Raw genomic sequence first — 16543 nt, 5'->3', positions numbered from 1 at the left:
AGTAAACGTTTAGCTTAACTTATATTATATTTCTTTTCGGTTATGACAAAAAAGATGAATCTTTTTGCAAATCTAAAGGCTGATTTTCCATCAGGTCTTGTAGTTTTTTTAGTAGCATTACCTTTATGTTTAGGTATTGCATTAGCATCTGGCGCTCCGCCATTATCAGGTATATTATCAGGTATAATAGGAGGAATAGTTATAGGATCACTTAGTAACTCAAACATAAGTGTTTCAGGACCCGCTGCAGGGCTTATAGCTATTGTATTAACAGCCATTTCTACACTTGGCTCATTCGAAGCTTTCTTGCTCACAGTATCTTTAGCAGGTTTAATGCAACTGGCACTCGGATTTCTTAAAGCAGGTAGTATTTCAAACTACTTCCCTTCTAATGTAATAGAAGGAATGCTTGCTGGTATTGGTGTCATCATTATTATTAATCAAATAGAGCATGCTCTTGGTTATGATATAGTAGGATACTCAGGGTCAGAATCACTTTTTAGATTAGATGGCGGAAATCCTTTTTCTGATATACCACAAATTATAAGCCGTTTTGAAGGTGGAGCCGTTATAATAACGCTTGTATCAATATTCATACTAGTACTTTGGGAAAGAATTCCTGCTCTAAAAAAACTTAAAATGCTACCAGGTGCTTTGGTAGCCGTTATTGTAGGTATCCTTATAAATGAATTTTTTATATATACAGGTAGTTCGTTTGCTTTAGGCAGTTCTCACTTGGTAAAATTACCAATTCCAGAGTCTTTTGAAGATTTTAAAAATGTTATAGTAACACCTGATTTTTCAGCAATAACAAATGTTGAAGTATGGGTTACAGCAGCTACTATTATGGTGGTAGCTTCTATAGAAACACTTTTATGTATAGAGGCTTCAGACCGTATGGATGTACATAAGCGTTATACTGATACTAATAGAGAGCTTAAAGCACAAGGAATAGGTAATGCCATAAGTGGTCTTATAGGAGGTTTGCCTATCACATCAGTAGTAGTGCGATCTTCGGCAAATGCTAGTGCGGGAGCTAAAACAAAAATGTCTGCTATTATTCATGGGGTATTATTACTATTATGTGTATTGGCAATACCAACCTTGCTTAATAAAATACCTTTTGCTACACTTGCAGCAGTACTTATAGTAATAGGTTATAAACTAGCACGACCTGTAAAACTTAAGCATTTTTGGAGTAAAGGCATATATCAATTTATTCCTTTTATAGCTACATTATTAGCTGTAGTACTAACAGATTTACTAAAAGGAGTTGCGTTAGGTATGATTATAAGTTTTATATTTATTCTTAGAGGTAACCTTAAAAGAGCTTATAATTTTAGAAAAAAAGAATATAACGAAGGCGATATTATACATATAGATCTTGCACAAGAGGTCTCTTTTCTTAATAAAGCATCTATAAAAGCAACATTAAATGATATACCTGAAAACTCTAAAGTAATAATAGATGCTTCCGAAACGGTATATATAGCCTATGATGTACTTGACCTTATTGAAGAATTTGCTACTGTAAAAGCGATAGAAGAAAATATAGATGTTACGCTAATAGGTTTTAAAACAGCCTACCAGTTACAAAACGCTGAAAATAATAATGTTTTTGTTACTCACAACGATGATAATGTGAATGATAGAAAAGAAAAACAAGACATTTACTAAATAACAACATTTAAAACAAAGAAAATCATGGGAATAGATTTTTATAAAAAAATATTAGACAATAATAAAGCGTGGTCGGATGCTAAACTATCAGAAGACCCAGAATATTTTAAACGCCTTGCTGGAGGTCAGCAACCACCATTATTATGGATAGGTTGTTCTGATAGCCGAGTACCTGCCAACGAAATCATTGGTGCACAGCCAGGTGAAGTATTTGTACATAGAAATATAGCCAATATGGTAGTACACTCTGATATGAATATGCTTAGTGTGCTAGACTATGCTGTTAATGTGTTGAAAGTAAGACATGTAATAGTATGTGGGCATTATGGTTGCGGAGGTGTTAAAGCGGCTATGGGAAATCAGTCTATTGGCATTATTGATAACTGGATTAGACATATAAAAGATGTTTACAGACAGAATAGAATGTACCTAGATTCTATAGTAAAAGAAAGTGATAGGTTTGACTCTTTTGTAGAAATTAATGTAAAAGAGCAGGTGCGCGATCTAGCCAAAACATCGATAGTGCAAGGCGCATGGAATAACGGACAACAACTTCACCTTCACGGTTGGGTATATGGCTTAGACACTGGAGTAGTAAAAGACCTTGAAGTTAATTTACATAATAATAATGATCTTGATAAAGTTGATAGATTAGAATTCTAAAAAAACAAAAGCCTCATAGAAATATGAGGCTTTTTTTATTATTCGTTATCAAGGTTTTCATTAAATACCGAAGGCAAAAGTTGTGGTATAAATTTAATTAGTAAAGGTAGGAGCAGGCTGCCACCTGGTAACAAGAAAATAGTAAGCGATGGTACCGTTTTACATATTTCTAGCAATTGCTTTTTTACCTTCTTTTTCTCACTACTATCTAAACTTCGTAATGTAGATTGAGATAATAACACCATTAGTTCACCGTTATTAGAAAGTTCTTTTCCTAGTCTATTTTTATTTCTTTTAATAAGGCGTATTACATTTTGCGAAGCATGGTCATAAAAGTGTTTTACAGGATTAGAATATTTAAAATAAGGAATATTCTCTCTGTTTGCTTTTATAAAGACATCAAAAAAAGTAATACTTTCTTCTACATATTCTTCTTTTATATCTAGTTGTATAGCAAGCTTATATAAAAAGCTTGTTTCGGTTTTTTCAATAGTGCCATCACTCCACATAGCCATACCTGCTATATCTAGTAAATAATAGCGTTCTAACTCTGATTCAAAATAACCAAGCTCTAGTTTTTCTAAATTATCAGCATTTACTTTATTTAGCTTGGTATATCGCACAGACGATTCAAACAGCTTTATAAGTAAATCATCATAAGCCGTTTTTTGTGTTTTTCTGTTTAAAGCTAATGATGCTAGGCTTACTACTGTTTCTTCTAGTTTTCTAAGATAATTATCGGGTATTTTAGCACCAATAAGGTATTGCCTAAAGGCAAGTACATCCATAAATAGCAGAGCATTGGTAAGTATATGCGAAAAGTTCCTACTGATGATATTATCATTAGTACGCACTCTCTGGTCAATAATACCTTCTAGTTCATGACTGCGTGGTGAGCTAGGTAATACTCTTTTCAGAAAACCATAGCCTTCGGGAGTCATTTGCTCATAGAATAGTACTGTTTTTTCTATAAAAGTAATAGAGTTTTCGTCTTTTGTATATTTTCTATAGGACTCGTATAATGTATTTAGTAATGCAGCTTTAGTTGTTTCCTCAGCAGTCCATCCCTTACTATCTTCTTCATCCAAATGATTTACTACCCACACGTGCCCATATACAAAACCTGTATTTCGCACAAGCTTATAAAACTCATGTGTACTTATGTCCGAAGGCATTTTGTTCTTATATCGGGAAAAATATTTATCTATCCATCCGCTTGCCGAAGGGTTAATCATGGTAGCTGTATTAGTGGTACAAATCTATAATATTTTACCCACACTTTACAAATTTCAATAATAGTTAAATGTATATTATAATTTAAGGTATTAGTATTTATATTATTTTTTAAAATGATAAATTTATAAGTAAATTCAACTTAACTATGAACTTAAAATCAGGTTATCCGTTTTCTATCATTAAAAATGGCATTCCGTACAATTTTCCAAAACTCGACCACGATATTGAAACAGATGTTGTTATATTAGGTTCTGGTATAACAGGAGCATTAGTCCGATATCATTTGGTAAAAGCTGGTATTAATTGTGTAACTATAGATGCTCGTACCATTGGGTTTGGGAGTACCAGCGCAAGTACATCGCTACTGCAATATGAGATAGATCTACCATTGTATAAACTTACTGAAATGATAGGTAAGAAAAAAGCCGAAAGGTCTTACCAGCTTTGCGATAAAGCAATTAATGACCTTGCTGCTATTGCTAAGGAACTTAATATTGAGGATTTCGAAGCGAAAAACAGTCTGTATTATGCTGCTTATAAAAAAGATGTGGTATGGTTAAAAAAAGAGTTTAAAGCCAGGAAAGAAGCTGGCTTTAAGGTTGACTATCTTAATGTAGCAGAAGTCAAAAAACAATATGGTATTGACTGTTATGGAGCAATTTTGTCACATCATGGAGCACTAACAAATGCTTATATGTTTACACACAACTTACTACAATATAAAGCAGCAGAAGCTAGCTATGCAATTTATGACAGGTCGCCTGTAAAAGACATTAAACATAAAAAAGATGGAGTAGTGCTTACTACCGAAAGTGATTATACTATCAAAGCAAACAAACTTATATATGCTACCGGATATGAAGTTGTAAATTATATTGACGAACCCATTGTAGATTTACTATCAACTTATGCTGTGGTGAGTGAACAGTATAATGAACGCAACTTTTGGAAAGATGAAGTGCTTATATGGAACACAGCTGACCCTTACTTGTATATACGAACTACAGCAGATAATAGGGTATTGATAGGGGGTAGGGATGAAGAATTTAGCGATCCAGCCAAGCGCAATAAACTCTTGAAAAAAAAGACAAAACAACTTACTGCTGATGCAAATAAGCTATTCCCTGACCTTAATTTTATACCAGAGTTTAGTTGGGCAGGTACTTTTGGATCTACTAAAGACGGTCTTCCATACATTGGTTCATATAGTAAAAAGCCTAATAGCTATTTTGCTTTAGGTTTTGGAGGAAATGGTATTACATTTAGTCTTATAGCTGCACAGATAATAAGAGATCTTATACAAGATAAAGAAAATAAAGACGCAACATTGTTTGCATTTGAGAGGTGAAAATATTTAGATAATAATTTTTAGTATATCTATAACACTAATTGTGATAACCCTAACAACTAGGCTATATAATATATCATAACTTAGCTTGAAGAATTTTTGAACAATAAAAAATATATCATGAAAAATTTATTATATATAATTGCCTTAGTACTTGTAGTAGCTTGGGCTCTTGGAAGTTTTGCCCTTCATGTAACTAGTGCATTAATACATCTATTACTTGTAGTAGCGGTGGTAATGATCCTACTTAATTTATTTAGAGGAAAAAGATAATAGTTTTTTTAATAACAATTATTTTAACGCCATTATGGCTTTTAAAGAATTAGTTTATCTCATAATGGAATAGTAATGAAAAATTCCCCATACAAAATATGTATAGGGAACTCTCATTATTAAACTTAACTTGACTAAAATTCTTATTTAAAAAGGATAGTTATTCTCAGCTACTATTTTAGCCGCAATGGTTTCTCTTAATGCTATTACATTTGGTAAGTTTGTGTACTTAGTAAAACGTTTAAGTCCCATAAGCATCATGCGTTGTTCATCGCCTTCTGCAAATGATGCTATACCTTCTTTACCTTTTGCATTTACAAGATCTACAGCGTCATATAAGTATAATTGCGCCATAGCTATTTGCTCTTTTACATTCTCTGCACCTTTACTTTTAGCAAGCTTTTCAGTACGTAGTATTGTAGACTCTGCCATATAGATTTCAATAAGGATATCGGCAGCAGCCATAAGCAATTGTTGGTGCTCTTCTAAATCAGGACCATATTTTTGTACAGCACTACCAGCAACCATTAAGAATGCTTTTTTTAGCTTTCCAATCATTTCTTTTTCCTCTGCAAATAACTCAGAGTAGTCAGGTGTATCAAATGACGGGATACCCATCAATTCTTCCCCAACCTTTGTAGCAGGACCTAAAAGATCTACATGACCTTTCATTGCTTTTTTAATAAGCATACCTACCGATAGCATACGGTTTATTTCATTAGTACCCTCATAAATACGTGCTATACGTGCATCTCTCCAAGCACTTTCCATAGGAGTATCTTCAGAGAAGCCCATACCACCAAATATTTGGATACCTTCGTCAGAGCAGTGCTGTATATCTTCAGACACGGCTACTTTAAGTATAGAACACTCTATAGCAAACTCTTCAACACCTTTCAGTTCAGCATCTTGGTGGCTTTCACTTTTTGCAATACGTGCATTTATGCGATCTTCTATATTTTTAGCAGCTCTATAACTAGCACTCTCACCTGCGTAGCAGCTTGTTGCCATATTAGCTAATTTAGCACGAATAGCACCAAAATTAGCAATAGGAGTTTCAAACTGTATTCTTTCGTTAGCATAGTTAACCGAGTTGGCTACTGTTCTACGTTGTGCATCTAGGCAGGCAGCAGCTAGTTTTATACGACCAACGTTAAGTGCATTCATAGCTATCTTAAAACCATTACCTCTTTCAGATAGCATATTCTCTACAGGTACTTTAGTTTCATTAAAGAATACCTGACGGGTAGAGGAGGCTCTAATACCTAATTTATGTTCTTCTTCTCCTAAAGAGATACCGTTTTCAGGATCATTTTCTACAATAAACCCTGTAATATTTTTATCATCTTCTATACGAGCAAATACAATGAATACACTACAGAAACCTGCATTGGAAATCCACATTTTTTGCCCACTTATTTTATAATGCGTTCCATCTTCAGATAGTACTGCTTTTGTTTTTCCTGAGTTGGCATCACTACCCGCACCAGGCTCAGTAAGGCAATAAGCCCCAAACCACTCACCTGTGGCAAGTTTAGGTACATATTTCTGTTTTTGTTCTTCTGTTCCGTATAGTGTTATTGGCATAGTGCCAATACCAGTATGCGCACCAAATGCAGTAGAGAAAGACCCTGTAGCTCCAGATATATAATCGCAAACAAGCATAGTAGAAACAAAGCCCATTCCCATTCCGTTATACTCTTCGGGTACTGCTATACCAAGAAAACCAAGTTCTCCTGCTTTACGCATTGTTTCCTCAGTAAAAGCATAATCTTTCTTTTCAAAACGGTCTTTGTGAGGCCATACTTCACGGTCAATAAATTCTTTAACCGAGTCACGCATCATTATTTGCTCTTCCGAAAAATCTTCGGGTGTGAAGATATCTTCACTTTTTGTTTCTGTAACGAGGAACTGACCTCCTCTTGCTATATTGTCGCTCATCTGAAATGTATTTTAAATGTTGAATTATATAATCTTTATCTTTAAATGATTAAAGCAGCTCATAAATACCTGCTGCTCCTTGACCAGTACCTACGCACATAGTAACCATACCATATTTATTACCTCGGCGTTTCATTTCATCAAATAGTTGAACAGATAATTTAGCTCCTGTGCAACCTAGTGGGTGACCTAAAGCAATAGCACCTCCGTTAACATTAAGAATATCAGTATTAATACCTAATTCGCGTACTACGGCAAGCGATTGTGACGCAAAGGCTTCATTAAGCTCTATAAGCTCAATATCTTCTAGTTTCATGCCTGCTTGTTTCAGTGCTTTTGGTATTGCTTTTACAGGACCTATACCCATTATTCTAGGTTCTACACCAGCCGCCGCATAGCTCACCATTCGTGCAATAGGTTCAAGGTTTAATTCTTTTACCATATCCTCACTCATAATCATTACAAAGGCTGCGCCATCACTCATTTGGGATGATGTACCTGCGGTAACACTACCATCGGCAGCGAAAACAGGGCGTAACCTGCCTAATGCTTCTACAGATGTGTCAGCACGAGGTCCTTCATCTTGTGTTACCGTATAGCTTTTAGTAGCTTTTTTGCCATTACCATCTACATATACCTGTTCTACAGTTATAGGTACTATTTGTTTATCAAATTTACCTTCTGCTTGTGCTTTTAATGCTTTCTGGTGCGATTCAAAAGCAAATTTATCTTGATCTTCACGGCTTACATTATATTTCTTGGCTACTGCTTCGGCAGTAAGTCCCATACCCCAATAGTAATCTTCATTTCCAGCTTTTGCAGCTTTATAATCGGGTACGGGTTTGTAACCTCCCATAGGGATATAGCTCATACTCTCGGCACCACCAGCTATAATACAATCAGCCATTCCGCTTTGTATTTTTGCTGTAGCCATAGCAATGGTTTCTATTCCTGAAGCACAGTAGCGGTTTACCGTTACACCCGGTACATCTTCAATTTTAAGCCCCATTAGAGAGATAAGCCTTGCAACGTTTAGCCCTTGTTCGGCTTCGGGCATAGCATTACCTACCATAACATCATCTATTCTGGTTTTATCAAAATCAGGCAGTTCACTCATTATATGCTGAATGGTTTCTGCTGCCAGTTCGTCGGGTCTTTTAAATCGGAACACGCCTTTAGGAGCTTTACCCACTGCGGTTCTGTATGCTTTTACTATATATGCTGTTTTCATTGTTTCAATTTTTAGCTATTAGTTTCTCAAAGGTTTGCCCTTGGTTAACATGTGTTGTATACGCTCTAAAGTCTTCCTTTCTCCACAAAGGGATAAAAATGCTTCACGTTCTAAATCTAAAAGATACTGTTCTGTTACAAGTGTTGACTCTGATAAATCGCCACCTGCCATAACATAAGCAAGTTTATTAGCTATTTTCTTATCATGTTCACTAATGTAGTTTCCTGCTTCCATACTGTCAGTACCCACAAGGAACATACCTAACGCCTGCTTACCTAAAACTTTAATGTCTTTACGCTTAACAGGTTGTGTATATCCTGCTTCGGCAAGTATTTTAGCATATTTCTTAGCTTCGGCAAGCTGTCTGTCTTTATTTACAACAATTACATCTTTACCTTTTTGTAGTATGCCTGTATCAAAAGCTTCATAAGCCGAAGTAGATACTTTTGCCATAGCTACAGTAAGGAAATATTCTTGTAGTACATTTAGTTCTACATCATTTTTATGGAAAAGATCTGAAGCGCGAACTGCCATTTCTTTAGAGCCACCACCACCAGGGATAACTCCTACACCAAACTCAACCAAGCCAATGTAAGTTTCGGCAGCAGCAACTACTTTATCAGCATGCATACTCATTTCGCAACCACCACCCAGTGTCATACCATGTGGTGCAACCACTACTGGTGCTGCTGAATAACGTACGCGCATCATAGTGTCTTGGAACATTTTTATAGCCATATTAAGCTCATCATATTCCTGCTCTACAGCCATCATAAATATCATACCAATGTTAGCACCTACCGAGAAGTTAGCTGCTTGGTTACCTATAACTAGTCCGTCATATTCATTTTCGGCAAGGTCTAAGGCTTTGTTTATACCTTGAAGTACACCTCCGCCTATGGTGTTCATCTTGCTTTGGAATTCTAGGTTAAGAATACCATCGCCTAAATCTTGTATAATAGCATCGCTATTACTCCACACTTTTTTGCTTTCGCGTATATTGTTCAGGATGATAAATGAATCTTGCCCTGGAACTTTTTTCTGTGATTTAGACTCAATATCATAATAATACGTGTTGCCTTCTTTTACAGTATAAAAGCTTTTATTACCCGATTTAAGCATATCATTTACCCAAGCAGCAGGCTCAAGTCCTTCGGCTTTCATAAGTTCTATACCTTTTTCTACACCTATGGCATCCCAAATTTCGAAAGGACCATTTTCCCATCCGAAACCAGCTTTCATGGCATCGTCTATCTTATAAAGATCATCGGTAATTTCAGGAATTCTGTTTGCTACATAAGCAAACATACCTGTAAAGTTTTTACGGTAAAATTCACCTGCTTTGTCCTTACCTTTTACCAGTACTTTAAAGCGATCAATAGGTTTGTCTATTGTCTTAGTAAGTTCTAGTGTTGCAAAAGATGCTTTTTGCTGCGGTCTATATTCTAATGTATCAAGATCTAAAGAGGTAATTACTTTACCTTCTTTTTTATAAAAACCTTGTCCTGTTTTACTGCCCAACCATTTATTCTCCATCATGCTATTGATGAAGTCAGGTACTTTAAATAGTTCGTGTACTTCATCATCAGGGCAGTTGTCATAAATACCGTTAGCAACATGTACTAATGTATCTAAACCTACTACATCAACAGTACGGAAGGTAGCCGATTTTGGTCGCCCAATTACAGGTCCTGTTAATTTATCTACTTCTTCTATAGTAAGTCCCATTTCTTTAACCTGATGAAACATACTCATAATACCATATATACCAACACGGTTACCAATAAAAGCAGGAGTATCTTTGGCTACTACAGAGGTTTTACCTAAGAACTTTTCACCATACCCATTTAAAAAGTCTAATACTTCTTTAGATGTATTAGGACCTGGTATTATTTCGAAAAGTTTTAAGTAACGCGGGGGATTAAAGAAGTGTGTACCGCAAAAATGTTTTTGGAAATCTTCACTTCGTCCTTCACTCATAAAGTGGATAGGAATACCCGAAGTATTAGAGGTGATAAGTGTACCTGGCTTGCGGTATTTTTCTACTTGTTCAAATACCTTTTGCTTAATATCAAGTCGTTCTACTACTACTTCAATTACCCAGTCGGCATCAGCAATTTTAGACAAGTCATCGTCAATATTGCCTGTCGTAATTCGCGATGCAAATTTTTGATGGTAAATAGGTGAGGGCTTCGACTTTAGTGAATTGGCAAGGTGCTCATTTACAAGTCTATTTTTAACAACTTTATCTTGTAATGTAAGTCCTTTTTTCTGTTCTTTTTCTGTGAGTTCCTTTGGTGCGATGTCGAGCAAAAGGACTTCTACACCAATATTGGCAAAATGGCAGGCAATACCCGAACCCATAATACCTGAACCAATAACGGCTACTTTTTTAATAGTGCATTTCATTTGCTATATATAGTTTTTTTGGTTGTTTGCTTAGGCTTTTGCCTAAACTGTTTATTTTATACTACTTGTTGTTTCTTGTTCTTTACCTTTCTCAGTATTGTAAATTTGCTTCTCCGAAATTAATCCGTTTATTATTTCGGCTACTTCGGCAAAATGATCTAATTTCTCTTGAGATACACGTTGCTTTATAACGTCATTAAATTTAAGTACTGTAGTTTTAGACAACTCTCTTTTTTCTTTGCCCAATTTAGTAAGGTGTATTATAACACCTCTACCATCTACAGGGTTTTTCTTTCTAACTATTAACCCTTTTTCTTCCATCGATTTCAATGTACGGGTAAGGCTTGTAGGCTCCATACCCATTTGCGGTCCTAACGCTGTAGACGATATTCCGTTTTCTTTATCAATAGATAATAGTGCAAAACCGATTGACATTGTAGCGCCATATTTTGAGGCTTCTTCATTATACATTCTTGCTACTGCCTGCCATGTTGCCCTCAGTATATAGTCTATAGTTTTCTCTTTCATAAAGTAATTATTTTCAAATATACGAAAAATTAGTATGCACGCATATTATTTTTATAGGTTTTAATGTTAATAAAAAAATAAATGTTATTTTGAGTTATTATAGTTTTGATTGGTTAGTTATTGCGAATTTCTTTTATATCATGCTAAAGTTTCAGTTTTAAAGGCTGTTCTGTTTTTGTGTTATATGTAAATATAACTAATAATTACGATATATTTATATATAAAAAAACTCCCTATTATAAGGGAGTTATGATGTGTAATAGTCTCTATTTTTCTATTTTAAATTCGTGATAGTTATTATAATTTCCAGGGTTAAAAGCTCTATAATAAATATACTTTTTATCAAAATCGAGTCCCGTATATATTCTTTTTATTTCACGTTTTACTTCTTCAAATTCCATTTCTAAAATAATAGTGTCTTCTACAGGTACTTTTGTTTCATAACTAAATAGCGGAAACATTCCTTCTCTATTATTTATAGGTCTTAATTCAGCCACCATAGGAACGCTACTTATATTACGAAGTGGCTGCGGAAATTTATATTCACTTTTTATTTGCTCTTGCCATGTTTTTTGATAGAACAAAATACGTTCTTCGTTATTATATTTCAGCATTTTTTCGGCAGGGGTAAGGCAACTTCCTGCTATATCGACATTAAAAAAAGCATCAATAACAAAACCTTCTTTTTCTTTTTGCTGAGCTATGTCAAAATAATCTTGTGCATTATTACCAAATTGTCCTAACGGGTCTAGATGTATGTAATCTAACTTCCACTTGCCATCAATTTTTTCATATATAATAGTTATTAGATAGTCACCTAAATTATTATATGATGTTTTTAATAATGATATATAAGTTTCTTTAGCGTTGTTGGTAAAGCTAAATGTATATTGCCTTTTTTCAGACTCTATTTTACTATTATTGGGAGCTTTACCATGCTTATTGTAGTATTCATCATATACTTCATAGTCTGTTTTAAGGTAACCTTTTCTAAAAGCCCATACAGCATTCTCAATGCGACCTTGTAAGTGCTTTACAAAATCAGGGGAACCCAAGGTTTTAAAGGTTTTCATGTCGCTATTAGAAAGTGCTGATAGCAGACTGTCATTTTTTGCTTTTATAGTTTCTTTTAAGTTTTTGTCTATTTTTTCGTTTGCAAGTGTTTCAGTAGAATCATACATGCATCCTTGTAGTAATAAAGAAAATAATAAAAACGAGAGTAATAATTTTAGTTTCATTGGTAAGTATTGATTTATTGCCGCTAAATATAGAATAAAATATATTTAACAGCAATAATATACTCAAAGCATTTATATAGCCGTTAGCCCCATTAAGGTGGCGGCTTCTCTGGCATGTAGGTAATTTTTGTCGTAAGGATTTATAAGTATGTTAGTAACAATAACTTTCCAAGTATCACAGTCAGTTATTTTTGCAATGATTACTAAGCAATCTGTAATTTTACGATCATTCCATTTGTTATCTCTTTTAGTATTTAAAAGCATTTCATTTAAATATGCTTTTATTTTATGTAATAAAACAAAGTCTTTTATATGATTGGCGTGCTGATAGGAGTGTTTTATAAAAGCCATTAATGCTTTAGGAGCATCTTCATAACTCGAAATGTCATCACAAGGACCAGGGGATAAGAGTACATCTAAAATTTCTGAAGCAGCAATATATAATTCTGGCTCAATAGTTTCATGATCTAATTTTGTGCTCAGTTCACCATGTATAGCACAAGTACTTGCAAGATATTGATTGTGAATGTTATTTTTATAACCATCTGTTATAAGCCATTCTTTTACTTCATCACTTTCACTTATTCTTGCTAGTCTGTCTACTAACTGTATTTTTCCCCATCCGTTTACTTGTTTCCCAAGCTCAAATAAATCCTCTTCTGGATTTTCAATTAAATTAAGTAATGCTATAACTACATATAATGTAAACTCTTCATGAAGGCCTAGTAATTTTAATTTCTCTATAACAACTTGATTTTGACAAAGCCCTAGAATAGCAATACCAAATTTTACACTATTTTGGTGTCCAGTATTCAAAGCCATATCGTTTGCAAAAGCAAATAGATGAGGCTCTATAATTAAGGAGTAATTAGATATTTCTTCTAAAAATGGATCTATGAGGTTTATAACATCGTCATATTTAGTAATAGCAGCATAAAATGATACAGCAGTTTCTTTATCGCCTATAAGAGCTATTTCTTGTAGCTTTTTAGCAAGTTCGCGTATCTCTTCAAGAACAGGCTCTTCTTGTCCAAATTCAAATACTACATCATATATAGATGCTTTCTTGTGTTTTTTTTCGTTTAAAGTAATTTTGATATTATTAGGTAATACATAGCCATTAGGCAGTTTGCCAGTATCGTTAATATTATTAATAATATCTCTGTAAAGGGAGTGTTTAGTGCGCCATTCTCCAATAATAACCTTATCCCTTGGTTTTAATATACGGGATAACCATTTTATCATAATGTATTTTTTTAGATGTGTGTGCGTAATATGATAAAACCGTGATGACTGTTATATCTTTACTTACTAAGTGCGGTATATTTTGTCATACAGTTCTTTATATTTTTCTTTTATTGCTTTACGTTTTAATTTTAATGTAGGCGTCATTTCTCCACCGTCTACAGACCATATTACGGGAGTAAGTTCAAATCGTTTTACTTGTTCCCAATGTCCAAATTTTTTGTTTATATCAGCTACTTCTTCCTGTACTCTATTTATAACTTCGTCGTTATTTATAAGATCTTCATTGGTAACTCCTTGTTTAATTCCTTTACGCTCTGCCCATTGCTTTAAAAATACAAAATCAGGCTGTATAAAAGCAGCAGGCATTTTCTCGCCATCGCCTATAACCATTATTTGCTCTATAAAACGCGATTGTTTCATAGCATTTTCTATAAGCTGCGGAGCGATATATTTACCACCAGATGTTTTAAACATCTCTTTTTTCCTATCGGTTATTTTAAGGAAACCATCATTATCAATAATACCTATATCTCCAGTATGGAAATAACCATCGGTCATTACCTCTTTAGTTTTCTCTTCATCATTATAATAGCCCATCATTACATTAGGACCTTTACATAATATCTCACCATCTTCGGCAATCTTTACCTCAACACCATTAAGTGGTCTTCCTACTGTACCTACCCTAAATCCTCCATTACGCTCGTCATTAACGGCTATAACAGGCGAAGTTTCTGTAAGTCCATAACCTTCCATCACGGGTATTTCGGCAGCAGCAAATACTCGTGCCAGTCTTGGCTGTATAGCGGCACTACCAGATACCATAAGCCCAAGCCTACCGCCAAGTCCTGCTTTCCATTTACTGAAAATTAGTTTTCGTGCCAGCCAAAGTTTAGCGGCATATATAGGGCCATTGGCGCCATATGGCTCATATTTAAGACCTACATCTACTGCCCAGAAGAATAACATCTTTTTAATCCCGCTAAGGTCTGACCCTTTAGCAATTATTTTATCATATACTTTTTCTAGTAAACGTGGTACGGCTGTAATAACATCGGGTGTAGTTTCTTTAATGTTATCGCTTACTTTTTCAATAGACTCTGCAAAGTATATAGATACACCATAGTATTGATATAAATACAATATCATACGTTCGTAAATGTGGCATATAGGTAAAAAACTCAATGCTCTATATTTACCAGCTTCAAATGGTACTCTTTCGGCACTCATCAACACGTCAGATACTATATTTTTATGCGATAGCATTACGCCTTTTGGTCGTCCCGTAGTTCCAGATGTATATATTACTGTAGCTAACTCGTCTTCTTTTATATTGTTTTTACAAGCTTCTACTTCATCTTGGTTGCTTTCATCTTTACCAAGCTCTAGTATTTCGTTCCAACTTTTACAGCCATTAATACCTACAAAAGAGTATATCTCTTTTAGGTTAGGCAATCTATGTCTTATTTTAACTATTTTATCATATAGCTCTTGGTCAGATACTATGCAGTATATAGCACCACAATGGTTTAATATATATTCATAATCCTCTTCAGATATAGTAGGATATACAGGTACATTTTGAGCCCCTGTTTGTAATATACCTATATCTACAATATTCCACTCCGTTCGGTTGTTAGATGATATAACCGCTACTTTATCATTCTTTTTTATACCTAACCGTAGTAATCCCCTCGAAAACGCATTTGCTTTAGCAATGTATTCTTCTGTAGATGTTTTTATCCATTCGTTCCCATACTTGGTAACCAATGCTTCCTTAAGATTATATTTCTCTAGCTGATAGTAAGGAAAATCGAACAAACGGGTGATTGTATTCATGTTTTCTATAAAATTTTATTATGCAAATTATAAAAAAAATACATATATTCTATAAAAATATTAAATATAGCATAGAAAATATTGAGATTTTATTCTAATAGACACGTTAAGCTATAATTAAACTATGTTTATTTTATAATGGATGATGTTATTAAAACTGTAGGTGTATTTGATAAGATAACATAAATGTATAAAAGATAGGGCAGGACAGTTTAGAACAATGAAAGATAACAAACACAGAGTAATTATATCTCTTAGCCTCAAAATCTTTATATTTGCAGTCCTAATAAAAACCTACCAATGAAATTAGAAGACCTACTCAAAGAACGAAGCGGAAATGTATGTGAATTAAGCGGAGAAGCAGAAAACTTGGTTATTTATGATGTACCACCCACTAAAAATGGTGCAGATACCGCCATTTTAATTACAGAAAAATTGCAGAGTCAAATTGAGAAAAAAGAAGAACTAGACAGTCGCCTATGGGAGCGTTTTTTGCCTACTGCTATGTGGAGCGAAGTACCTGCGGTACAAGTAGTATCTTGGCGTATGCTTAACCGTTTTAGAAACGAAAGTTGGGCTGCCGATGCATTAGAAATGATGTATTTGGACGAAGATAATTTAGCATGGGCAGAAGCTACAGGCGATCATTTAGGAGACGGCTCTGTAGAGCTACATAAAGATAGTAACGGTAATATTTTGCAAAATGGCGACACTGTAACACTAACTAAAGATTTAGATGTAAAAGGTTCTACCATAAATGCAAAAATGGGTACGGCAGTGCGTAACATACGCTTAGTACATGATAACGTAGAACAGATAGAAGGTAAAATTGACGGACAAATGATAGTGGTACTTACCAAATTTGTAAAACGACAGTAAAGTTTTAAATCTACTTTCTAATAGTATATG

General features: G+C 34.4%; 13 protein-coding genes. 5 read left to right on the top strand and 8 right to left on the bottom strand.

The features are described 5' to 3' along the window. The first annotated feature begins 42 nt into the window (after positions 1–42). Positions 43–1677, top strand: coding sequence for a SulP family inorganic anion transporter (locus DVK85_RS12755; RefSeq protein WP_114678809.1), 1635 nt, complete (start codon positions 43–45; stop codon positions 1675–1677). Between the two features lie 27 nt (positions 1678–1704). After that, positions 1705–2343, top strand: a complete 639-nt coding sequence (gene can / locus DVK85_RS12750) for a carbonate dehydratase (RefSeq protein WP_114678808.1) — start codon at positions 1705–1707, stop codon at positions 2341–2343. A 38-nt stretch (positions 2344–2381) separates the two neighbouring features. Here the strand turns inward: can and DVK85_RS12745 are convergent, their stop codons facing one another. Further along, the gene (locus DVK85_RS12745; RefSeq protein ID WP_114678807.1) at positions 2382–3578 is read right to left on the bottom strand and encodes an LETM1-related biofilm-associated protein; all 1197 of its coding nucleotides are present in this window, start codon (positions 3576–3578) and stop codon (positions 2382–2384) included. Positions 3579–3724: 146 nt separating this feature from the next. Here DVK85_RS12745 and DVK85_RS12740 point away from each other — a divergent pair, with 146 nt between their 5' ends. Continuing rightward, on the top strand, positions 3725–4927 hold the full coding sequence (locus tag DVK85_RS12740) for an NAD(P)/FAD-dependent oxidoreductase (RefSeq protein ID WP_114678806.1): 1203 nt from the start codon (positions 3725–3727) through the stop codon (positions 4925–4927). A 120-nt stretch (positions 4928–5047) separates the two neighbouring features. Then, entirely contained in the window at positions 5048–5200 is a 153-nt protein-coding gene (locus DVK85_RS12735; protein ID WP_114678805.1) for a lmo0937 family membrane protein, read from the top strand. Positions 5201–5347: 147 nt separating this feature from the next. Here the strand turns inward: DVK85_RS12735 and DVK85_RS12730 are convergent, their stop codons facing one another. From DVK85_RS12730 to DVK85_RS12700, 7 genes are all read right to left on the bottom strand, one after another. Then, positions 5348–7141, bottom strand: a complete 1794-nt coding sequence (locus DVK85_RS12730; protein ID WP_114678804.1) for an acyl-CoA dehydrogenase family protein — start codon at positions 7139–7141, stop codon at positions 5348–5350. Between the two features lie 49 nt (positions 7142–7190). Continuing rightward, complete coding sequence (locus tag DVK85_RS12725; RefSeq protein ID WP_114678803.1) at positions 7191–8372, bottom strand: acetyl-CoA C-acyltransferase; 1182 nt, start codon at positions 8370–8372, stop codon at positions 7191–7193. Between the two features lie 18 nt (positions 8373–8390). Continuing rightward, positions 8391–10781, bottom strand: coding sequence for a 3-hydroxyacyl-CoA dehydrogenase/enoyl-CoA hydratase family protein (locus tag DVK85_RS12720; RefSeq protein WP_114678802.1), 2391 nt, complete (start codon positions 10779–10781; stop codon positions 8391–8393). 51 nt (positions 10782–10832) lie between these two features. After that, positions 10833–11309 (bottom strand): MarR family winged helix-turn-helix transcriptional regulator, encoded by a 477-nt coding sequence (locus tag DVK85_RS12715; RefSeq protein ID WP_114678801.1) that lies wholly within the window; start codon positions 11307–11309, stop codon positions 10833–10835. Positions 11310–11575: 266 nt separating this feature from the next. Then, on the bottom strand, positions 11576–12547 hold the full coding sequence (locus tag DVK85_RS12710) for a hypothetical protein (protein WP_127960593.1): 972 nt from the start codon (positions 12545–12547) through the stop codon (positions 11576–11578). A gap of 72 nt (positions 12548–12619) precedes the next feature. Then, entirely contained in the window at positions 12620–13792 is a 1173-nt protein-coding gene (locus DVK85_RS12705) for a hypothetical protein (protein WP_114678799.1), read from the bottom strand. A 66-nt stretch (positions 13793–13858) separates the two neighbouring features. Further along, on the bottom strand, positions 13859–15634 hold the full coding sequence (locus DVK85_RS12700; RefSeq protein ID WP_114678798.1) for an AMP-dependent synthetase/ligase: 1776 nt from the start codon (positions 15632–15634) through the stop codon (positions 13859–13861). A 300-nt stretch (positions 15635–15934) separates the two neighbouring features. Here DVK85_RS12700 and DVK85_RS12695 point away from each other — a divergent pair, with 300 nt between their 5' ends. Continuing rightward, a complete protein-coding gene (locus DVK85_RS12695) occupies positions 15935–16513 on the top strand; it encodes a PhnA domain-containing protein (RefSeq protein WP_114678797.1) in 579 nt (192 codons plus the stop codon). Positions 16514–16543: the final 30 nt, after the last annotated feature.

The organism is Flavobacterium arcticum (assembly GCF_003344925.1).
Classification (GTDB): domain Bacteria; phylum Bacteroidota; class Bacteroidia; order Flavobacteriales; family Flavobacteriaceae; genus Flavobacterium; species Flavobacterium arcticum.
The sequence above is the reverse complement of the archived record's forward strand: the minus strand, read 5'-3'. Positions and strand labels throughout refer to the sequence as shown.